Here is a 20,750-nt window from a genome sequence, read left to right on the forward strand (position 1 = left end):
GCGCAACGAGGTTTTTCGACCCGAAACGTAAATTTGCCGTTATTTTCACCAAAAACGGTAGCGTTTGCGCGGTCATTAAAACAGAAGTTTAAAAAGAACGTAATTTGTTGAGAACTAAGCTTTTCGTGCGATTGGGAACGGTTCCCTGCCAAATCAGCCGGTTAGGACATTCTCTTAAAAACCACTTTCTTCAGTGGGTTGATCGATTCACCTTTCCATTTTCCTCAGATCAGTGTGCTAGTCTGATTCGGCTCCGTGTTAGCGGCGCCGTAAAGCAAGCGAATTAAATCCGTCTTTACCCTACTGATAGCAATAAGGATTGTCTCGATGTCCAACAATGGCCCAGACTTGCGTAATGTGCTTTGGTACAACCAGCTTGGCATGCACGACGTTGACCGTGTCGGCGGCAAAAACGCCTCCCTCGGTGAAATGATCACCAATCTTTCCGATTTGGGCGTGGCCGTGCCGAACGGTTTTGCCACCACCGCACAGGCGTTTAACGATTTCCTCGAACAAAGCGGTGTTAACCAGCGCATCTATCAGCTACTGGATCAGACCGACGTTGACGACGTTGCCCAACTGGCCAAGGCCGGCGCCCAGATCCGCCAATGGGTGATCGACACGCCGTTCCACGCCGAGTTCGAGCGTGAAATTCATCAGGCTTACCAACAGCTCGCCGACGGCGAACCGGAAGCCTCCTTTGCGGTGCGCTCCTCCGCCACGGCGGAAGACATGCCGGACGCGTCCTTCGCCGGCCAGCAGGAAACCTTCCTCAACGTGCAGGGCATCGACGCCGTAATGGTGGCGATCAAGCACGTGTTCGCCTCGCTGTTCAACGACCGCGCTATCTCTTATCGCGTGCACCAGGGCTATGACCACCGCGGCGTGGCGCTGTCGGCGGGCGTACAGCGCATGGTGCGCTCGGATCTGGCCTCCTCGGGCGTGATGTTCACCATCGATACCGAGTCCGGCTTTGATCAGGTGGTGTTCATCACCTCCGCCTTCGGTCTGGGTGAAATGGTGGTGCAGGGCGCGGTGAACCCGGATGAGTTCTACGTGCACAAACCGACGCTGCAAAAAGGCAAGCCGGCGATCGTGCGCCGCAACCTGGGCTCGAAAAAGATCCGCATGGTGTACGCACCGTCGCAGGATCACGGCAAACAGGTGCGCATCGAAGACGTGCCTGAAGCGCAGCGCAGCCGTTTCTCGCTGACGGATGACGAAGTGCAGGCGCTGGCGCAGCAGGCGATCCTGATCGAAAAACATTACGGCCGCCCGATGGATATCGAATGGGCGAAAGACGGCCATTCCGGCAAGCTGCTGATCGTGCAGGCGCGTCCGGAAACCGTTCGCTCCAACGAACAAACCATGGAGCGCTACCAGCTGAATGGCACTAGCCCGGTGCTGGTGGAAGGCCGCGCCATCGGTCATCGCATCGGCGCCGGTCCGGTGAAAGTGATCCACGACATCAGCGAAATGGATCGCATCCTGCCGGGCGACGTGCTGGTGACCGACATGACCGACCCGGACTGGGAGCCGATCATGAAGAAGGCCGCCGCGATCGTCACCAACCGCGGCGGGCGCACCTGTCACGCGGCGATCATCGCCCGTGAGTTGGGCATCCCGGCGGTGGTAGGCTGCGGCCACGCCACCGATGTGCTGAAAGACGGCCAGAAAGTCACCGTTTCCTGTGCGGAAGGCGACACCGGCTTCGTTTACAGCGACATGCTGGATTTCAGCGTGCAGAGCTCCGAAGTGACCGAGCTGCCGGATCTGCCGCTGAAGATCATGATGAACGTCGGCAACCCGGATCGCGCTTTCGACTTTGCGCGTTTGCCAAATGAAGGCGTGGGCCTGGCGCGGCTGGAATTTATCATCAACCGCATGATCGGTGTGCACCCGCGCGCGCTGCTGGAGTTCGATCAGCAGACGCCGGCGCTGCAAAACGAAATTCGCGCGTTAATGCAGGGTTACGACCACCCGGTCGAGTTCTACGTTGGCCGCCTGACAGAAGGGATCGCGACGCTGGGTGCCGCCTTCTGGCCGAAGCGTGTGATCGTGCGCCTGTCCGACTTCAAATCCAACGAGTACGCCAACCTGGTGGGCGGCGATAAGTATGAACCGCACGAAGAGAACCCGATGCTGGGCTTCCGCGGCGCCGGCCGTTACGTGGCCGACAGCTTCCGCGATTGCTTCGCGCTGGAGTGCGAGGCGGTGAAACGCGTGCGTAACGAAATGGGGCTGACCAACGTCGAAATCATGGTGCCGTTCGTGCGCACCGTGGCCCAGGCGGAAGCGGTGGTGGCGGAGCTGGCGCGTCAGGGGCTGAAGCGCGGTGAAAACGGGCTGAAAGTGATCATGATGTGCGAGATCCCGTCCAATGCGCTGTTGGCGGATCAGTTCCTCGAGCACTTCGACGGCTTCTCTATCGGTTCCAACGACATGACCCAGCTGGCGCTGGGGCTGGATCGTGACTCCGGCGTGGTGTCGGAACTGTTCGACGAGCGCAACGAGGCGGTGAAAGCGCTGCTGTCGATGGCGATTCAGGCGGCCAAACGCCACGGCAAATACGTCGGCATCTGCGGCCAGGGCCCGTCTGACCATGAAGACTTCGCCGAGTGGCTGATGGAGCAGGGCATCGACAGCCTGTCGCTCAACCCAGACACCGTGGTGCAGACCTGGATCAATTTGTCGAAAAAGAAATAATGTCTCGGCCTCGCTGAGGCGTTAACGCCGGGCCGCAGTTAACGCTGCGGCCTTTTTATTTCCGAATGTAAATAACGGCGCGTAAAATAATCAATTCGACGAAAAAAGAATAAAAAAAAGCCCACCGTAGGAGATGGGCAAAGACTACACACAGCAATTCACATGTATGGCATTACATTGTTCAGAAAGGTTGCTTTAAAATCAGTGATTTGAAGCAATAGATGGCCATAATACTAGATTTTTGAACACGACTAGTCATTAAGAATCATCTTAATCGATAGCGCCATCACATTTTATTTGTGGGAGTTATCTCTTTTTGCCGCTTGCAACAAACAGGGATTTACATTGCACCTTTCATTCGCTGTACCGTAATCAATATAGGGCGGCATTATATTTGGCGGAGATATTACTCGAATGAGGTAGGAATAATGACCTGAGTGAAATGTTCCGCCCGACGATGCGGGCGGAAGGGGGGGATTAGCGTTTTTCCAGATCTTCGATGACTTGCTCCGGCGCGGTGGTCGGCTCTGGCGCTTCATCCATCCAGGCGGTCAGCAGGCGATAAGATACCGCCAATACCACCGGGCCGATGAACAGGCCAATCATACCGAAGGCCAGCAAACCGCCGATAACGCCGGACAGGATCAGCAGCAGCGGCAGGTCGGCGCCCATGCGGATCAGCACCGGGCGCAGCACGTTATCCAGCGTGGCTACCACGCAGCTCCAGACCAGCAGTACGGTGCCCCAGGTGGTGTCGCCGTGCCAGTACAGCCAGATGATGGCCGGCACCAGCACCAACAGCGGCCCCAATTGTGCCACGCAGCAGATAAAGATCAGCATCGTCAGCAGGGTGGCGGCTGGTATGCCGCTCACCGCCAGACCGATGCCGCCCAGCACCGACTGCACCAACGCCGTCACCACCACGCCCAGCGCGACGGCGCGGATCGCCTGGCCGCCCAGTAGCACCGCCGCATCACCGCGTTTGGAACCGAGGCGTACCGCAAAGTGACGGATACCCAGCGCCACCTGCTCGCCGCGCGCATACAACAAGGCGCTGAACAGCAGCATCAGCGCGCAGTGCAGCAGCAGACGGCCGATATGCGCCGCCTGCGCCACGAACCAGGTGGCGGTTTGACCGAAGTACGGCTGAACCTTCGCCAGCAGCGCAGCGCCGCCGGCGTTAACCAATGTGTGGTAGCTGGTATAGAGCCTGTCGCCGATCATCGGCACGGACTGCAGCCAGGCGAGATCGGGAATGTGCAGCTTGCCGGGTGAACTGGCCCAGGCGATCAGCGGCGCGCTGTTATCCACCACGCTGCTGATCAGCAGGGAAATCGGCAGAATGAACAGCAGGATCAGCAGCAGGGTCATGACCAACACCGCCAGCGAGCGACGGCCCCACAGCAGCTTTTGCAGTTTGAGCAGCAACGGCCAGGTGGCGATTACCACCATGCCCGCCCAGGCGAAGCCGAGAATAAACGGTTGGATCACCCAAAAACAGGCAACGATCATGATGGCGATAAACAGCACGCCGAAAATAATTCGCGGTAAGTCGTAACGCGATTGCGGGAGTGGCATCAGTGGCTTCTCATCCTGGTCAATTAAATCCCTGGCACCGGCGAATCGGGGTGCCTGTCGGTCGGTTTATCGCCGCCGGGCGGCCGCCTGTGGCGGCGCTCGCAGGGCGGTAATAATGTGAATGCCTTCACTAAACGAGTATGTTAGTTTTTAGTGTCACTAAAAAATAGGGTGGGTCTGAATTAAAGGCCCGATTCAGCGTACATCAGCGCATAAAAAATAGACGGACAGGGTCAAAAAAGCGAATGATCCCACAGATTTCTCAGGCGCCCGGCCTCGTTCAACGGGTGCTCGACTTTTTGGAAGCACTGAAGCAAAACGGATTCAACGGCGATACCGCCACCAGCTACGCCGACCGCCTGACGATGGCCACCGACAACAGTATCTATCAGCTGTTGCCCGATGCGGTGGTGTTCCCCCGTTCCACCGCTGACGTGGCGCTGATTGCGCGTCTGGCCGGGGAAGAGCGATTCAATACGCTGACCTTCAGCCCGCGCGGCGGCGGCACTGGCACCAACGGCCAGTCGCTCAATACCGGCATCGTGGTCGATATGTCGCGCCATATGAACCGCATTCTGGAGATCAACGTCGAACAAGGCTGGGTGAAAGTCGAAGCCGGCGTGATCAAGGATCAGCTAAATCAATACCTGCGGCCGTTCGGCTACTTCTTCTCGCCGGAACTGTCCACCAGCAACCGCGCCACGCTGGGCGGCATGATCAACACCGACGCCTCCGGCCAAGGTTCGCTGGTATACGGCAAAACCTCCGATCACGTGTTGGGCCTGCGGGCGGTGCTGCTGGGCGGCGAGATGATCGATACCCGCGCCATGCCGACGGCGCTGGCGGAAACGATTGCTCTGGAAGAGACCGCGGAAGGGCGCATCTACCGCACGGTGCTCAATCGCTGCCGTGAGCAGCGCGCATTGATCCTGGAGAAATTTCCCAAGCTCAACCGCTTCCTCACCGGTTACGATCTGCGCCACGTGCTGAGCGACGATCTGCAAACCTTCGATCTGACGCGCATCCTGACCGGCGCCGAAGGCACGCTGGCGTTTATCACCGAGGCGCGGCTGGATATCACGCCGCTGCCGAAAGTGCGCCGCCTGGTCAACGTGAAGTACGACTCCTTCGACTCGGCGCTGCGCAATGCGCCCTTTATGGTCGAGGCCAAGGCGCTGTCGGTGGAAACCATCGATTCCAAGGTGCTGAATCTGGCGCGTGAAGACATTGTTTGGCACTCGGTGAACGAACTGATCGCCGACGTGCCGGATAAAGAAATGCTCGGGCTGAACATCGTCGAGTTCGCCGGCGACGATCGGGCGCTGATCGACGGCCAGATGGAGGCTCTGTGCCAACGGCTGGATGAACTGATCGCGCAGCGGCAGGGCGGCGTGATCGGGTACCAGATCTGCGGCGATCTGGCTGGCATCGAGCGCATTTACAACATGCGCAAGAAGGCGGTCGGGCTGCTGGGCAACGCCAAGGGGCGCGCCAAGCCGATTCCGTTTGCCGAGGATACCTGTGTGCCGCCGCAACACCTGGCGGACTATATCGTCGAATTCCGTCAACTGCTTGACGACCACAACCTGAGCTACGGCATGTTCGGCCACGTCGACGCCGGGGTGTTGCACGTGCGCCCGGCGCTCGACATGTGCGACCCGCAGCAGGAAGTGCTGATGAAGCAGATCTCCGATCGGGTGGTGGCGCTGACCGCCAAATACGGCGGTCTGTTGTGGGGGGAGCACGGCAAGGGCTTCCGTGCCGAGTACAGCCCTGAGTTCTTCGGGGAAACGCTGTATGAAGAGCTACGCCGCATCAAGGCGGCGTTTGATCCGGATAACCGTTTGAACCCGGGCAAGATCTGTTCGCCACTGGCGGTAGATGCACCGATGATGGAGGTAGACGCGGTCAAACGCGGCACCTTCGATCGTCAGATCCCGGTCGAGGTGCGCACCTCGTTCCGCGGCGCGCTGGAGTGTAACGGCAACGGTCTGTGCTTCAACTTCGACGTGCGCAGCCCGATGTGCCCGTCGATGAAGATCAGCGGCAACCGCATCCATTCGCCGAAAGGGCGGGCGACGCTGGTGCGCGAGTGGCTGCGTCTGTTGGCCGAGCAGGGCGTCGATCCGTTGGCGCTGGAGAAACAGCTGCCGCAGCAGCGCCTCAGCTTGCGTGGCCTGATCGAAAAGACCCGCAACAGCTGGCATGCCGGCAAGGGGGAGTACGACTTTTCGCACGAAGTGAAAGAGGCGATGTCCGGCTGTCTGGCCTGCAAGGCCTGTTCCACCCAGTGCCCGATCAAAATTGACGTGCCGGGGTTCCGTTCGCGCTTCCTGCAGCTTTACCATACCCGCTACCTGCGCCCGGTGAGCGACTACATGGTCGCCGGCGTGGAGAGCTATACCCCGTTGATGGCCCGCGCGCCGAAGGTGTTCAACTTCTTCTTCCGCCAGCCGTGGCTGCGGGAGATGAGCCGCAACGCCGTCGGCATGGTCGATCTGCCGCTGTTGTCCAGCCCGACGCTGCGTCAGCAGCTGTCCGGCCACCGCGCGACCACGCTGACGCTGGAACAGTTGGAAGGGTTGAACGCCGAGCAACGCGAAGAACACGTGCTGATTGTTCAGGATCCGTTCACCAGCTATTACGACGCCAAAGTGGTGGCGGATTTCGTTCGGCTGGTGGAAAAGCTCGGCTATAAACCGGTGCTGCTGCCGTTCTCGCCGAACGGCAAGGCGCAGCATGTGAAGGGCTTCCTGACGCGGTTCGCCCGCACCGCGCGCAAAACCGCCGATTTCCTCAACCGCGTGGCGCAGCTCGGCATGCCGCTGGTGGGTGTCGATCCGGCGCTGGTGCTGTGCTATCGCGACGAATACCGCGAGATCCTCGGCGCCGAGCGCGGCGATTTCCAGGTGCAGCTGGTGCATGAATGGTTGCAGCAGCGGATCGCGGATCGCGCCGAACAGCCGGCGACCGGCGAGCCCTGGTATCTGTTCGGTCACTGCACCGAAACCACCGCGCTGCCGGCCAGCGGCCAACAGTGGGCGGCGATCTTCGCCCGTTTCGGCGCCAAACTGGAGAATGTCAGCGTCGGCTGCTGCGGCATGGCGGGGACTTACGGCCATGAAGCTAAGAACCTGCAAAACTCGCTCGGCATTTATGAGCTATCATGGCACCCGACGCTACAGCGTTTGCCGCGGCAGCGCTGCCTGGCGACCGGTTATTCCTGCCGCAGTCAGGTGAAACGCATCGAGGGCAATGGCGTGCGCCACCCATTACAGGCACTTCTGGAGATGATTGAGTGAAATTGTGGAAACGTGAAACATCGCTGGAGCAGCTGAACCGCGCCGGCGACGGCTGCATGGTCAGCCATGTGGGCATCGAGTTTACCCAATTGGGTGAGGATTTCCTCGAGGCCACCATGCCGGTCGATGGCCGTACCCGCCAGCCGTTCGGGCTGTTGCACGGCGGGGCGTCGGTGGTGCTGGCGGAATCGATGGGATCGATGGCCGGTTACCTGTGCAGTGAGGGCGAGCAGAAAGTGGTGGGGCTGGAGATCAACGCCAACCACCTGCGCGCGGTGTTCGATGGCCAGGTGCGCGGGGTATGTCGCGCACTGCACGTCGGCCGTCGCCATCAGGTGTGGCAAATCGAGATCTTCGACGCGCGCGATCGGCTGTGCTGCACCTCGCGTCTGACCACGGCGGTCATCGACTGATCCCCGCCGGTTTCCGCAGGCTGCCGGCCTGCGGAGCCTTTCGCTTTACAGCTGAAACGGTACGCGTTTGACGAAGTCCTTCTGAAACGCGTTCGCCTTCTCCCAGGTGCCTTCCATTGCATATTTTTGGCAGATCAGCGTCAGCGTGTGGCGGGCGAAGTGGTAGCTTTGCACCCGAAACAGCTGGCAGCGCTGCGGATTGTTGATCTCGACGATCAGCCGATTATGCAGTTTGCTGAGCGCGTGCAGGTAGCTGTCGTCATCGCCGTTCTCCAGGCACAGATTGGCCATGGTGAGGCTGACGCTGTTGTACCGCTTCAGGTGGTCGATATTGCATTCCGGGCGCCGCAGCGCCGCTTCGGCCATATAAAAGTCCACCGTAGCGTCGCGCACGCTGAATTTGTAGTCATCAATCTTGCCCAGCAACCATGCGTTGATCGAAAGAGTCATTGGCTTCGCGCTCAAATTCAAATTGAATGATAATCATTATCATATAAATTGCCGCGTTGCCGATCAATCCCCGGCGCGGCGTTTTTTCATCGTGGGGGTGTAAAAGGCCGCCGACGACCCAATTTAATCCTGAGCGACTAAACTTTAACCTGAGGGGCGCGCGCTGGTGCCGCGCCACGAAATGCCGATAAACGCACATTTACGACAGACAGAATGCAGAAATAGGTATTTTCTATGAATGTTTAGATCGGCAGTGTACCGCGGCACTGTAACGCTGACGGGCCACCGGGGAGTGCGGTACGGTGATGCAGGATAAAGAACAAATTCATAGGGATAGCATGCACACCTTGCCGCCAGATGCCGCAAGCCACCACGAATGTCCCGCTGGCTTGCCGCACGCCGCAGCGAAAAACCGCGCTCGCGGTGGATACCCCCGCAAAACAAACGGTTGAAGTGATAATCGTTATCACTAACATATAAGCAACCCAGATTGGCTGTGGCCAAACACGAGTGTGAGGTAGACCCTATGCAAACGGAAAATGTCGGCACCTTTTCTCTGGATGAAAATGTCTGGCAAGGCATTTCGCTCAGCGACAGCGCCGTACGACAAATAACGAAACTGATGCAGCAGGATCCGCAGGTGAAAGGGCTGCAGCTAGGGGTGAAACAATCCGGCTGCGCCGGCTTTGCCTATGTGCTGGATCTGACCCGCGAACCCGCCGATGACGATCTGCTGTTTGAGCGCGACGGTGCCAAACTCTATGTGCCGCTGAAGGCCATGCCGTTCATCGATGGCACCACGGTAGATTACGTCCGCGAAGGGCTGAATCAGATATTCAAATTCAACAACCCTAAAGCTCAGCATGCCTGCGGGTGCGGCGAGAGCTTTGGCGTTTGAGCGATGCAATCAACATGACACGAAGCAATGTAGAAATGCCTAATGAAGTGCAGGCTTGGGTCAGCGAAGGTCGCTACAAAGAAGGTTTCTTCACCCAGCTGGCAACCGATGAGTTGGCCAAAGGCATCAACGAAGAGGTGGTTCGCGCCATCTCGGCCAAGCGCAACGAACCCGAGTGGATGCTGGAATTCCGCCTCGAGGCCTACCGCGCCTGGCTGCAGATGGAAGAGCCGCACTGGCTGAAGGCCAATTACGAACGCCTTAACTACCAGGACTACAGTTACTATTCGGCGCCGTCCTGCGGCAGCTGCGACGATGCCTGCGGTTCGCAACCCGGCGCCGAGCAGCAACCGGGCGCGGCGACGGAAAAAGATTACCTGACCAGCGAAGTGGAGCTGGCGTTCAATCAGCTCGGCGTGCCGGTGCGCGAGGGCAGCGAAGTGGCGGTGGACGCCATCTTTGACTCAGTATCGGTCGCTACCACTTACCGTGAAAAACTGGCGGAGAGCGGGGTGATCTTCTGCTCGTTCGGCGAAGCGATTCAGGAATACCCGGATCTGGTGCGTCAGTACCTGGGGCGCGTAGTGCCGTCCAACGATAACTTCTTCGCTGCGCTGAACGCCGCGGTGGCCTCTGACGGCACCTTCGTCTATGTGCCGAAAGGCGTGCGCTGCCCGATGGAGCTGTCGACCTATTTCCGTATCAACGCCGCCAAAACCGGCCAGTTCGAGCGCACCATCCTGATCGCCGACGAAGGCAGCTATGTCAGCTATATCGAAGGCTGTTCTGCCCCGATGCGCGACAGCTATCAGCTGCACGCGGCGGTGGTGGAAGTGATCCTGCATAAAGACGCCGAAGTGAAATACTCGACGGTGCAGAACTGGTTCTCCGGCGGTGAGAGCAAGGGCGGTATCCTCAACTTCGTCACCAAGCGCGCGCTGTGCGAAGGCGCCGGCTCGAAAATGTCCTGGACCCAGTCGGAAACCGGCTCGGCCATCACCTGGAAATACCCGAGCGTGATCCTGCAGGGCGACAACTCGATCGGCGAATTCTTCTCGGTGGCGCTGACCAGCGGCCATCAGCAGGCGGACACCGGCACCAAGATGATCCACATCGGCAAAAACACCAAGTCGACCATCATCGCCAAAGGCATTTCCGCCGGCCACAGCGAGAACACCTATCGCGGCCTGGTGAAAATCCTGCCGGGGGCGGAAAACGCCCGTAACTTTACCCAGTGCGACTCGATGCTGATCGGGCCGGACAGCGGTGCCCACACGTTCCCTTACGTTGAAGCGCGCAACAACAGCGCTCAGCTGGAGCACGAAGCCACCACCTCGAAGATCGGCGACGACCAGCTGTTCTACTGCCTGCAGCGCGGCATCAGCGAGGATGACGCCATTTCGATGATCGTCAACGGTTTCTGCAAGGACGTTTTCTCCGAGCTGCCGCTGGAGTTCGCCGTCGAGGCGCAGAAACTTCTGGCCATCAGCCTGGAACACAGCGTGGGTTAATCGCCGCATTTTTAGCGCCGTCGGCGCTATCTGAGGACACAGCATGTTAAGCATCAAGAATTTGAAAGTCAGCGTGGAAGGCAACGAGATCCTCAAGGGATTGGATCTGGAGATCAAACCGGGCGAAGTGCATGCCATCATGGGGCCGAACGGCTCGGGCAAGAGCACGCTGTCCGCCACGCTGGCCGGGCGTGAAGAGTACGAAGTGACCGAAGGGGAAGTCACCTTCAAGGGCAAGGATCTGCTGGAGCTTGATCCGGAAGACCGCGCCGGCGAGGGCGTGTTTCTGGCCTTCCAGTACCCGGTGGCGATCCCCGGCGTCAGCAACCACTTCTTCCTGCAGACCTCGGTCAACGCGGTGCGCAAATACCGCGAGCAGGAGCCGCTGGATCGCTTTGACTTCGCCGATTTCATCGAAGAGAAAATCGCGCTGCTGGACATGCCGGCCGACCTGCTGACCCGTTCGGTCAACGTCGGCTTTTCCGGCGGTGAGAAAAAGCGCAACGACATTCTGCAGATGGCGGCGCTGGAGCCGGATCTGTGCATTCTCGATGAAACCGACTCCGGTCTGGACATTGATGCGCTCAAGATCGTCGCCAACGGCGTCAATTCGCTGCGGGACGGCAAGCGCGCCTTTATCATCGTCACCCACTACCAGCGCATTCTGGACTACATCCAGCCGGATTACGTACACGTGCTGTCCCAGGGGCGCATCGTCAAATCCGGCGATTTCTCGCTGGTAAAACAGTTGGAGGAGCAGGGCTATGGCTGGCTTACCGACCAACAGTAATTCAAACGCGCTGCAGCAGCTGTATCGCCTGTTCGAAGGCCGCGGTGGCGAGCGTTCGCCGCATGCGCTGGCGCACTGGCAGCAGGCGCTGCGCCTCGGCTGGCCGACGCGCAAGCATGAAAACTGGAAATACACGCCGCTGGAGAGCCTGCTGGAGCAGCAGTTCCTCGAGCCGCAGCCCGCATTGGTGAGCGCAGAGCAGCTCGAGGCGCTGGCGCTCGGCATCGATGCCTGCCGGCTGGTGTTTATCGACGGCCGCTACAGCGCCGCGCTGAGCGATGACGATCTGGGTGATTACCAGTTCGAGTTGACCGCCTACGGCACGCCACAGGCGCTGCCGGAGGCGATCCAACCGGAAATTTTCCTGCACCTGACCGAAAGCCTGGCGCAGGAAACCAGCCTGATTCGCCTGCCGGCCGGCAAGGCCCCGGCTCGTCCGCTGTACCTGCTGCATATCAGCAGCGGACGCGGCGCCAGCGGGGAAGTGAACACCGTGCATCACCGCCATCATTTGGATATTGGGCGCGGGGCCGAGGCGGAAGTGATCGAACACTACGTCAGCCTGGGCGAGGCCGCGCACTTCACCGGCGCACGCCTGACCGCCAACGTGGCGGACAACGCCGGACTGTTGCATTGCAAGCTGGCGTTTGAGAGCCAGCCAAGCTACCACTTTGCCCATAACGATTTGGTCATTGGCCGCGACGCGCGGGTGAAAAGCGACAGCTTCCTGCTGGGCGCCGGCTTGACGCGGCATAACACCAGCGCGCAGCTGAACGGCGAAGGCGCGAACCTGGTGATCAACAGCCTGGTGCTGCCGGTGGGTAAAGAGATCTGCGATACCCGTACCTATCTGGAGCACAACAAGGGCTATTGCGAAAGCCGCCAGCTGCATAAAACCGTGGTCAGCGATCGCGGCAAGGCGGTGTTTAACGGCATGATCAAAGTGGCCAAGCACGCGATTAAAACCGACGGCCAGATGACCAACCATAACCTGCTGTTGGGTAAGGTGGCGGAAGTGGACACCAAGCCGCAGCTGGAGATCTACGCTGACGACGTCAAGTGCAGCCACGGCGCCACCGTGGGGCGTATCGATGAAGAACAGCTGTTTTATCTGCAGTCGCGCGGTATCGACAAGCACGCGGCACAGCAGATGATCATCTTCGCCTTCGCCGCTGAGCTGACCGAAGGCATCGCCAACGACATCATCCGGGAGCGGGTGCTGGCACGCATCGCCCAGCGCCTGCCGGGGGAGGCTGCATGAGTTATCCGATTGAACGCGTGCGCGGCGATTTCCCGCTGCTGGCGCGTGAGGTGAACGGCCAACCGCTGGCCTATCTCGACAGCGCCGCCAGCGCGCAGAAACCGCAGGTGGTGATCGACCGCGAGCTGGATTTCTATCGCCACGGCTATGCCGCGGTGCATCGCGGCATTCACACCTTGAGCGCTGAGGCGACTCAGCAGATGGAAGCGGTGCGGGAACAGGCGGCGCGCTTTATCAACGCCGCCTCGGCGGAAGAGATGGTGTTCGTCAAGGGCACCACCGAAGGCATCAACCTGGTGGCCAACAGCTTTGGCCGCCACCTGCTGCAGCCGGGCGATGCGATTCTCATCACCGAGATGGAACACCACGCCAACATCGTGCCCTGGCAGATGCTGGCGCAGGAGCGTGGGTTGCAGCTGCGGGTTTGGCCGCTGCAGCCCGACGGCACGCTGGATTTGGCGCGGTTGCCGGAGCTGGTCGACGCGTCCTGCAAACTGCTGGCGCTGACCGAGGTCTCCAATGTGCTGGGCACCGTCAACCCGGTGCGCGACATCATCGCCCGCGCCAGAGGCCTGGCGCCGGATCTGACGGTGCTGGTGGACGGCGCGCAGGCGGTGATGCACCAGCGCGTCGATGTCCAGGCGCTAGACTGCGATTTTTACGTGTTTTCCGGCCACAAGCTGTACGGCCCTTCCGGTATCGGCATGCTGTATGGCCGCCAGGCGCTGCTGCAGCAGATGCCACCGTGGGAAGGGGGCGGCTCGATGATCCGCCAGGTCAGCCTGACGGCGGGCACCACCTTCGCCGATCCGCCGTGGCGCTTCGAGGCGGGTTCGCCGAACACCGCCGGCATCATGGGGCTGGGGGCGGCGTTCGATTACGTCGAAGCCCTGGGTCTGAATGCGATCCACGATTATGAACAGTCGCTGATGCACTACGCGCTCGAGGCGCTCACGCAGGTGCCGACGCTGAAAATCTATGGTCCGGCACATCGGGCCGGGGTGATCGCCTTTAATTTGGGAGAACACCACGCCTATGACGTCGGCAGCTTCCTCGATCAGTATGGCATCGCCATTCGCACCGGCCATCACTGCGCCATGCCACTGATGGCGTTTTATCAGGTGCCGAGCATGTGCCGCGCTTCGCTGGCGTTATATAATACCCGCGAAGAGGTGGACCGGCTGGTGGCCGGGCTGCAACGCATTCATCAGCTATTAGGTTAGGCCGGGGCGCGTCCCCGGCGGTACAAAAGGATCCCCATGGCGAATTTGCCGGACAAAGATAAATTGGTGCGTAATTTCTCCCGCTGTCTGAACTGGGAGGAGAAATACCTGTACGTGATTGAACTTGGCGCCAAGTTGCCGCCGCTGGACGAGGCCGAGCGGCAGGCCGGCAACCTGATTTCCGGCTGTCAGAGCCAGGTGTGGATCGTGATGCGTCTCGATGAGCAGGGGCAGGTCGAGTTTCACGGCGACAGCGATGCGGCGATCGTCAAAGGGCTGCTGGCGGTGGTGTTTATTCTTTATCGTCAATTAACGCCACAACAGATCGTCGATCTCGATGTGCGGCCGTTTTTCGGCGAACTGGCGCTCAGCCAACATCTGACGCCTTCACGCTCGCAGGGGCTGGAGGCGATGATCCGTGCCATTCGCAGTAAAGCGGCGCAGCTGGCCTGATCCTTAACGCCTTTCTCCTCAAGGCTCATTGATATATTCGCTTTGTCAATGAGTCTTTACAATCCGTTGTTTTCCCCAGGAACCATCCCCCAATTCAGTGATATTTCAGCAGCTTACCTATTGACGTTTCGTTGACAATCAACGATGGTGATTACGTTATAACGTGTTGATTTTTAGAGAACTTATTGCCTTTGATGCCAGCGTTGCTAGTATTAATCAGGTATTGTCTGATTTACCCACCGTCGGGCGCTCGTTAGCCTTGGGGGCGAACCGTCATAAAAAATATAGGGATGATAATGAAACGTGCGTTGAGTTTAATGGGCATGGTCTTCGCCACCGTACTGGCCGGCACGCAGGCCGCCAGTGCGACCGAGTACCCGCTGCCGCCGCCAGACAGCCGTCTGATCGGTGAAAACACCACTTATACCGTACCAAACGACGGCCGTCCGCTGGAGGCGATCGCCGCCGACTACAAGATTGGCCTGCTGGGCATGCTGGAAGCCAACCCTGGCACCGACCCGTTCCTGCCCAAGCCAGGCACGGTGCTGACCATTCCGACCCAAATGCTGCTGCCTGACACTAAGCGTGAAGGGATTATCGTCAATCTGGCCGAGCTGCGTCTTTACTACTACCCGAAAGGCGAGAACAAAGTGATCGTCTATCCGATCGGCATCGGCCAGACCGGGATGCACACGCCGCTGGAAGTGACCTCCATCAGCCAGAAGATCCCTAACCCGACCTGGACGCCCACCGCCAACATCCGCAAGCGCTATCAGTCCCAGGGCGTGACGCTGCCTGCAGTGGTGCCGGCCGGGCCTGAGAACCCGATGGGGCTGTTCGCCCTGCGTCTGGCGATGGGGCGCGGTGAATACCTGATCCACGGCACCAACGCCAACTTCGGTATCGGCATGCGTGTCAGCTCCGGCTGCATTCGCCTGCGTCCGACGGACATCGAAGCGCTGTTCAATCAGGTGCCGCGTGGTACACGGGTGCAGGTGATCAACGATCCGGTGAAGATTTCGGTTGAGCCGGACGGCAAACGCTATGTGGAAGTGCACCAGCCGCTGTCGCGGGTAGAAAGCGACGATCCGCAGACCATGCCGATCGCGTTGTCTAAAGCGGAGAAAGCCTTTGCTGCGGATGGTCAGACCGATCGCGCCGTGTTCGATAGCGCGGTTGTACGCCGTTCTGGCATGCCGGTGCTGGTCAACGTAGGGGAGAGTCCGTCTGAGGTGAGTTTAACGCCTGCAGCGGCGCCTGCGGCGAATAAGAGCCCATTCAAGGCAGCGCCAATCAGTTCGGTGAACTAAGTTTGCAAGATTGAGCGGTCGAAGAGGGGTTCAGCGTGCTGAACCTCTTTTTTTGCCCGCTATGCAGGAAAAATCAGTCCAGGATACAGGCGAAAAAAAACGGCGCACAATGTGCGCCGTTTTCAATAACCAAAGCTATCTTACTTTTTGTAAGCGTGAGCTTGGTTGTCCAGACGCTGGTTAGCGCGTGCTGCGTCGTCTTTAGCAGCTTGAACGTCAGAACGCATTGCGTTCACGTCGTTGCTCAGCTGATCAACTTTAGCGTTCAGAGTCTGAACGTCAGAAGACAGTTGATCGATTTTAGCGTTGCTAGAGCAGCCAGCCAGCAGAGTGGAACCCAGGATTACCGCGCCCAGTACCAGTTTAGTACGATTCATTATAACACCCTCTAGATTGAGTTAATCTCCATGTAGCGTTACAAGTATTACACAAACTTTTTTCGAAAGAGAATAATTTTTTAGTGTTGAGGTGCTTTATTTTGATCGTTCGCTCAAACTTGCATCTGGTTTTACAAATTAGTTAAAAAAACGAGGGAAAACAGCCGGCTTCCATGGGACTACTCCGATTCTTTATTAGCTAAATAATGAGCGGTCCGCGGTTGCGTTTTGAGAAAAATAGGTTACTGCTGATAAAAAAAACGCCGCAAAGCGGCGTTTTGATCAAGGCAATTATGTCACGTTTTATATTACAGCACGTGTACCGAGGCAGTGTTGGTGGTGCCGCTCGGCACCAGCGCGCCGGAAACCATCACCACGACGTCGCCTTTTTGCGCCAGGCCGCTGGCCAGCGCGGCTTCTTTACCGATGCGGTAGAAGTCGTCGGTAGAAGCGATTTCCTTGACCATCTGCGGGATGACGCCTTTGCTCAGCACCAGCTGATGCGCGGTAGTCTCATTGGTGGTCAGCGCCAGGATCACCGCGTTCGGGAAGTATTTACGCACGGATTTCGCTGACTTGCCGCCGCTGGTGGCGACGACGATCAGCGGCGCGTCCAGTTTCTCGGCGGTTTCAACCGCGCCACGGCACACCGCTTCGGTGATGCGCAGCTTGCGGCGATCGTTCAGGGAGTCGATGCGGCTTGGCATCACGCGATCGGTGCGCTCGCAGATGGTCGCCATGATGTTGACCGCTTCCAGCGGATATTTGCCCTTGGCGCTCTCGCCGGACAGCATGACAGCATCGGTGCCGTCCAGGATGGCGTTGGCAACGTCGCCGGCTTCCGCACGGGTAGGGCGCGGGTTTTTGATCATGGAATCGAGCATCTGGGTGGCGGTGATCACCACTTTACGCGCACGGTTGCATTTTTCGATCATCATCTTCTGGGCGAAGATCACTTCTTCGACCGGGATCTCCACGCCCAGATCGCCGCGGGCAACCATGATGCCGTCGGATGCTTCGAGGATTTCGTCGAAGTTGTTCAGGCCTTCCTGGTTCTCGATCTTGGAGATGATCTGGATCTGCTCGCCGCCGTGCGCTTTCAGGTGCTCGCGGATCTCCAGCACGTCGGAACGTTTACGGATGAAGGACGCCGCCACGAAGTCGACGCCTTGCTCGCAGCCGAAGATCAGGTCGCGTTTGTCTTTTTCGGCCAGCGCAGGCAGCTGGATGGACACGCCCGGCAGGTTGACGCCTTTGTTCTCGCCCAGATCGCCGTTGTTCAGCACCTTACAAACGACTTCGTTCTCGGTCACGTTGGTGACTTCCATGCCGATCAGGCCGTCGTCAACCAGCACGGTGTTACCGATCTTCAGGTCGGCGGCGAAGCCGGCGTAGGTGACCGCTACGCGATCGCTGTTGCCGATCACACTCTGGTCGGTGGTGAAGGTGAAGGTTTGGCCGGCGACCAGCGAGGCGTCTTTACCGCCTTCCAATTTCATGGTGCGAATTTCCGGGCCTTTGGTATCCAGCAGGATGCCGGCGTTGATACCGGTTTTCGCCATCACGGCGCGCATGTTCTTGATGCGGTTGCCGTGCTCTTCATAGTCGCCGTGAGAGAAGTTGAGACGCATCACGTTCATGCCCGCATTGAGCAGGTTGGTCAGCATTTCTTCCGATTCGGTTTTTGGACCGATGGTACAAACAATTTTGGTCTTTTTCATGGCGGAGTTTTCTACAAGTTGTGATGGATAAAAAAACGAATTTGACCGGCGCTATTTACGCCGATAGGGAATTTGAGCCGTGCCTGGTGGTGAAAAACATAGTTAAGGATAGGTGACGACAGTTGAAGTGGGGCGGAAAAATTCAGCCCGCGCGGGGGCGCGGAGATGCTGCGCAACGGGGTGAGATGAAATCGTGTTGTTATTGCGTTTTCGCAGATCAAGGGCTGAAACCATTCAACTGATAGACGTTGCGCATTATAAAGGCTAAGCGGCGGGAAACAAAATAAAAAACCGCAGCGGTGTGGCGGATATGTCAAAACGGGGGCAAATGTGGCGCAAATGCAACGCGTTGCGTACAGCTTGTTGCGCAAATAACCTTGCTGTAAATACGGCTTAGCGCGTTTGCGGGATTTCCAGCAGCACGCCGGCGCTCAGGCAGAAGCAGCCGCTGGCGACGTTGGCCGGCAGGATCAGGCTCTCGCCGGCCCGTACTATCCGCGTATCGCCGCCGAGGGTGAACTCGAATTCACCCGATATCACCCGGGTTTGCAGCGCATGCGGGGACTTTTGCAGTTGGCCAAAGGCGCCGGCCTCGAAACGCACTTCCGCCGCCGGCGAACCGTCGCTCATCACCCCTTCACGGCGGGCAAGGCCATTGTCGAGCGGTAAAAAGGCGGTTTTGGCGGTGAAGGTGGTCATGTGGCGTTCCTGATGGTGGATGGCGGTAGTTCGGCGCAATCGACATGAGAAATCGAGCGGTCGAGCAGAGACGAAACAACGGGAAGTATAACGCGATAGGGGGAGAGATAAATCAGCAATATGGTGCGTCCGAGTGGACTCGAACCACCGACCCCCACCATGTCAAGGTGGTGCTCTAACCAACTGAGCTACGGACGCACTGCACTGCTTCTGGAATTTGGTGCGTCCGAGTGGACTCGAACCACCGACCCCCACCATGTCAAGGTGGTGCTCTAACCAACTGAGCTACGGACGCACTGTACTGCTTCTGGAATTTGGTGCGTCCGAGTGGACTCGAACCACCGACCCCCACCATGTCAAGGTGGTGCTCTAACCAACTGAGCTACGGACGCATCTTTTCCTGTCTGTCATGGCTGACAGCGGGGACGAATATTAACGAGCTACCTGCGCGCTGGCAAGGGGAAAAGCGCAATTTTATTCGGTATTTCACGCGATTGCTGAGGTTGTGCGCAGTCCGGCGTTTTTTTCCGCAAACCGCAGCCCGGCCGGGGATGAAACCGGCCGGGAGCGGATTCAGCGCGTGGATCGCTGCAGGATGACGGCGGTCGGCTGTTTCTGCAGCCAGCGCATACGCAGCGCCATCATGATGGCGGCGAAGGTCAGGCCAATGATAAAGCCGATCCAGAAGCCGCTTGGCCCCATTGCCGGCACCACCACGTCGGTTAACGCCAGCAGATAGCCGCTCGGCAGGCCCAATACCCAATAAGCGATAAAGGTGATGAAGAAGATCGCTCGGGTGTCTTTATAACCACGTAGCACGCCGCTGCCGATCACCTGGATCGAGTCCGAAATTTGGTACAGCGCCGCCAACAGCATCAGCTGCGAGGCCATAGCCACCACCGCCGGGCTGTCGTTGTACAGCAGGGCGATCGGTTCGCGCAAGGTGGCGGTAAACAGCGCGGTGCAGACGGCCATGGTGATGCCGACGCCGATGGCGGAATAGGCGGCGACGCGCGCGCCTTCGACCGAGCCTTCCCCCAGACGATAACCGACGCGGATGGTGGCGCCGACGCCCAGCGACAGCGGCAGCACGAACATCAGCGCGCTGAAGTTAAGCGCGATCTGGTGGCCGGCGACCGCGACGATCCCGAGCGGCGAAACCAGCAACGCCACCACGGCGAACAGCGTAACTTCGAAGAACAGCGCCAGCGCCACCGGCATGCCGATGCCGATCAGGCGCTTCAGCGCCGTCCAGTCCGGGCCGCCGAGATCGCCGGCCTGGCGTTTGATGTCACGCTGCGACGGCGCGCGCTTCACGTACCAGCGCATCATCAGGAACATGATCCAGTAGACGCTGCCGGTGGCGACGCCGCAGCCGACGCCGCCGAGTTCCGGCATGCCGAACTTGCCGTAGATGAAGATGTAGTTGATCGGGATATTCACCAGCAGGCCGAGGAAGCCGATCACCATGCCGGGCTTGGTTTTAGACAACCCCTCGCACTGGTTGCGCATCACCTGGAAGAACAGGTAGCCCGGCGCCCCCCACATGATGGCGTGCAGGTAGCCGACGGCTTTATCCGCCAGCTGCGGATCGATGTTGTGCATCATGTCGATGACGAACTTGCAGTTATACAGCACGACGATCAGCAGTACGGAGACGCCGGAGGCCAGCCAAAAACCCTGGCGCACCTGATGGCCGATACGATCGCGGCGGCCGGCACCGTTGAGCTGAGCGATAACCGGGGTCAACGCCAGCAGCAGACCGTGGCCGAACAGGATGGCCGGCAGCCAGATTGAGGTGCCGACCGCCACCGCCGCCATGTCGGTGGCACTGTAAGCGCCGGCCATGATGGTATCCACCACGCCCATAGCGGTTTGCGATATTTGCGCGATAATGACCGGGATAGCGAGAGCCAATAAACTACGCGCTTCAATTAAGTACTTCTGCACGCATACACCTTTTCTATTTATATATGTGGGAGGGAGGGCTGCCGCGAGAGGACAACAATTAAAATAGCGGAATTTTGTCAAAAAGATTGTACCTGCTCGGCGTCGTTA

At 59.0% G+C, this 20,750-nt stretch carries 16 protein-coding genes, 3 tRNA genes and 1 other RNA gene; 10 read left to right on the plus strand and 10 right to left on the minus strand.

The features are described 5' to 3' along the window. The first annotated feature begins 327 nt into the window (after positions 1-327). Positions 328-2,706 carry a phosphoenolpyruvate synthase gene (ppsA, locus tag ACMGGW_RS09615; RefSeq protein ID WP_043141130.1) on the plus strand — a complete coding sequence of 793 codons (2,379 nt, stop codon included), beginning with the start codon at positions 328-330 and terminating at the stop codon, positions 2,704-2,706. A gap of 109 nt (positions 2,707-2,815) precedes the next feature. Here ppsA and rprA read toward each other — a convergent pair. Both rprA and ydiK read right to left on the minus strand, forming a co-directional pair. After that, positions 2,816-2,927: antisense sRNA RprA (gene rprA / locus ACMGGW_RS09620), an RNA gene on the minus strand. A 256-nt stretch (positions 2,928-3,183) separates the two neighbouring features. Then, on the minus strand, positions 3,184-4,284 hold the full coding sequence (ydiK, locus tag ACMGGW_RS09625; protein WP_025302642.1) for an AI-2E family transporter YdiK: 1,101 nt from the start codon (positions 4,282-4,284) through the stop codon (positions 3,184-3,186). A gap of 245 nt (positions 4,285-4,529) precedes the next feature. On the opposite strand from ydiK, the gene ACMGGW_RS09630 reads away from it, so the two are divergent. Further along, on the plus strand, positions 4,530-7,586 hold the full coding sequence (locus ACMGGW_RS09630; protein ID WP_049205158.1) for an FAD-binding and (Fe-S)-binding domain-containing protein: 3,057 nt from the start codon (positions 4,530-4,532) through the stop codon (positions 7,584-7,586). After that, complete coding sequence (menI, locus tag ACMGGW_RS09635; protein ID WP_016927938.1) at positions 7,583-7,999, plus strand: 1,4-dihydroxy-2-naphthoyl-CoA hydrolase; 417 nt, start codon at positions 7,583-7,585, stop codon at positions 7,997-7,999. Before ACMGGW_RS09630 ends, menI begins: the two co-directional genes overlap by 4 nt. A gap of 45 nt (positions 8,000-8,044) precedes the next feature. Here the strand turns inward: menI and ACMGGW_RS09640 are convergent, their stop codons facing one another. After that, positions 8,045-8,449 carry a hypothetical protein gene (locus ACMGGW_RS09640; RefSeq protein ID WP_004931369.1) on the minus strand — a complete coding sequence of 135 codons (405 nt, stop codon included), beginning with the start codon at positions 8,447-8,449 and terminating at the stop codon, positions 8,045-8,047. A 526-nt stretch (positions 8,450-8,975) separates the two neighbouring features. Between ACMGGW_RS09640 and sufA the strand changes: the two genes are divergently transcribed. The 7 genes from sufA to ACMGGW_RS09675 all read left to right on the plus strand — a co-directional run bounded on the left by sufA (position 8,976) and on the right by ACMGGW_RS09675 (position 15,895). Further along, on the plus strand, positions 8,976-9,347 hold the full coding sequence (sufA, locus tag ACMGGW_RS09645) for a Fe-S cluster assembly scaffold SufA (protein ID WP_004931368.1): 372 nt from the start codon (positions 8,976-8,978) through the stop codon (positions 9,345-9,347). Positions 9,348-9,361: 14 nt separating this feature from the next. After that, entirely contained in the window at positions 9,362-10,858 is a 1,497-nt protein-coding gene (gene sufB / locus ACMGGW_RS09650) for a Fe-S cluster assembly protein SufB (protein ID WP_197831944.1), read from the plus strand. Positions 10,859-10,901: 43 nt separating this feature from the next. Next, entirely contained in the window at positions 10,902-11,648 is a 747-nt protein-coding gene (sufC, locus tag ACMGGW_RS09655) for a Fe-S cluster assembly ATPase SufC (protein WP_197831945.1), read from the plus strand. Continuing rightward, on the plus strand, positions 11,623-12,909 hold the full coding sequence (gene sufD, locus ACMGGW_RS09660; RefSeq protein ID WP_049205156.1) for a Fe-S cluster assembly protein SufD: 1,287 nt from the start codon (positions 11,623-11,625) through the stop codon (positions 12,907-12,909). Before sufC ends, sufD begins: the two co-directional genes overlap by 26 nt. Beyond that, complete coding sequence (sufS, locus tag ACMGGW_RS09665; RefSeq protein ID WP_164062547.1) at positions 12,906-14,132, plus strand: cysteine desulfurase SufS; 1,227 nt, start codon at positions 12,906-12,908, stop codon at positions 14,130-14,132. The genes sufD and sufS overlap by 4 nt, the downstream gene beginning before the upstream one ends. Before the next feature lie 36 nt (positions 14,133-14,168). Then, positions 14,169-14,585, plus strand: a complete 417-nt coding sequence (gene sufE, locus ACMGGW_RS09670; protein ID WP_025302647.1) for a cysteine desulfuration protein SufE — start codon at positions 14,169-14,171, stop codon at positions 14,583-14,585. A 296-nt stretch (positions 14,586-14,881) separates the two neighbouring features. Continuing rightward, on the plus strand, positions 14,882-15,895 hold the full coding sequence (locus tag ACMGGW_RS09675; RefSeq protein WP_025302648.1) for a L,D-transpeptidase family protein: 1,014 nt from the start codon (positions 14,882-14,884) through the stop codon (positions 15,893-15,895). Between the two features lie 140 nt (positions 15,896-16,035). Here the strand turns inward: ACMGGW_RS09675 and ACMGGW_RS09680 are convergent, their stop codons facing one another. From ACMGGW_RS09680 to ACMGGW_RS09710, 7 genes are all read right to left on the minus strand, one after another. After that, positions 16,036-16,272, minus strand: a complete 237-nt coding sequence (locus ACMGGW_RS09680; RefSeq protein ID WP_004931354.1) for a major outer membrane lipoprotein — start codon at positions 16,270-16,272, stop codon at positions 16,036-16,038. Between the two features lie 308 nt (positions 16,273-16,580). Next, positions 16,581-17,993 (minus strand): pyruvate kinase PykF, encoded by a 1,413-nt coding sequence (pykF, locus tag ACMGGW_RS09685; RefSeq protein ID WP_025302649.1) that lies wholly within the window; start codon positions 17,991-17,993, stop codon positions 16,581-16,583. A 393-nt stretch (positions 17,994-18,386) separates the two neighbouring features. Beyond that, positions 18,387-18,692, minus strand: coding sequence for a cupin domain-containing protein (locus ACMGGW_RS09690; RefSeq protein WP_169541218.1), 306 nt, complete (start codon positions 18,690-18,692; stop codon positions 18,387-18,389). 121 nt (positions 18,693-18,813) lie between these two features. Continuing rightward, a tRNA-Val gene (locus ACMGGW_RS09695) sits at positions 18,814-18,890 on the minus strand. 20 nt (positions 18,891-18,910) lie between these two features. Next, a tRNA-Val gene (locus tag ACMGGW_RS09700) sits at positions 18,911-18,987 on the minus strand. Positions 18,988-19,007: 20 nt separating this feature from the next. Beyond that, positions 19,008-19,084, minus strand: a tRNA-Val gene (locus ACMGGW_RS09705). A 181-nt stretch (positions 19,085-19,265) separates the two neighbouring features. Next, complete coding sequence (locus tag ACMGGW_RS09710; protein WP_025302651.1) at positions 19,266-20,642, minus strand: MATE family efflux transporter; 1,377 nt, start codon at positions 20,640-20,642, stop codon at positions 19,266-19,268. Positions 20,643-20,750: the final 108 nt, after the last annotated feature.

This window comes from Serratia sp. BNK-4 (assembly GCF_048685115.1).
GTDB classification, from domain to species: Bacteria; Pseudomonadota; Gammaproteobacteria; order Enterobacterales; family Enterobacteriaceae; genus Serratia; species Serratia bockelmannii.

What these genes read in the sequence shown, in the direction of transcription:
- ACMGGW_RS09680 (WP_004931354.1), bottom strand. Translation starts at nt 16,272, where the DNA reads ATGAATCGTACTAAACTGGTACTGGGCGCGGTAATCCTGGGTTCCACT.
- ACMGGW_RS09675 (WP_025302648.1), top strand. Translation starts at nt 14,882, where the DNA reads ATGAAACGTGCGTTGAGTTTAATGGGCATGGTCTTCGCCACCGTACTG.
- ppsA (WP_043141130.1), top strand. Translation starts at nt 328, where the DNA reads ATGTCCAACAATGGCCCAGACTTGCGTAATGTGCTTTGGTACAACCAG.
- sufB (WP_197831944.1), top strand. Translation starts at nt 9,362, where the DNA reads ATGACACGAAGCAATGTAGAAATGCCTAATGAAGTGCAGGCTTGGGTC.
- sufC (WP_197831945.1), top strand. Translation starts at nt 10,902, where the DNA reads ATGTTAAGCATCAAGAATTTGAAAGTCAGCGTGGAAGGCAACGAGATC.
- sufD (WP_049205156.1), top strand. Translation starts at nt 11,623, where the DNA reads ATGGCTGGCTTACCGACCAACAGTAATTCAAACGCGCTGCAGCAGCTG.
- pykF (WP_025302649.1), bottom strand. Translation starts at nt 17,993, where the DNA reads ATGAAAAAGACCAAAATTGTTTGTACCATCGGTCCAAAAACCGAATCG.
- ACMGGW_RS09690 (WP_169541218.1), bottom strand. Translation starts at nt 18,692, where the DNA reads ATGACCACCTTCACCGCCAAAACCGCCTTTTTACCGCTCGACAATGGC.
- ACMGGW_RS09630 (WP_049205158.1), top strand. Translation starts at nt 4,530, where the DNA reads ATGATCCCACAGATTTCTCAGGCGCCCGGCCTCGTTCAACGGGTGCTC.
- ydiK (WP_025302642.1), bottom strand. Translation starts at nt 4,284, where the DNA reads ATGCCACTCCCGCAATCGCGTTACGACTTACCGCGAATTATTTTCGGC.
- sufE (WP_025302647.1), top strand. Translation starts at nt 14,169, where the DNA reads ATGGCGAATTTGCCGGACAAAGATAAATTGGTGCGTAATTTCTCCCGC.
- ACMGGW_RS09640 (WP_004931369.1), bottom strand. Translation starts at nt 8,449, where the DNA reads ATGACTCTTTCGATCAACGCATGGTTGCTGGGCAAGATTGATGACTAC.
- sufA (WP_004931368.1), top strand. Translation starts at nt 8,976, where the DNA reads ATGCAAACGGAAAATGTCGGCACCTTTTCTCTGGATGAAAATGTCTGG.
- sufS (WP_164062547.1), top strand. Translation starts at nt 12,906, where the DNA reads ATGAGTTATCCGATTGAACGCGTGCGCGGCGATTTCCCGCTGCTGGCG.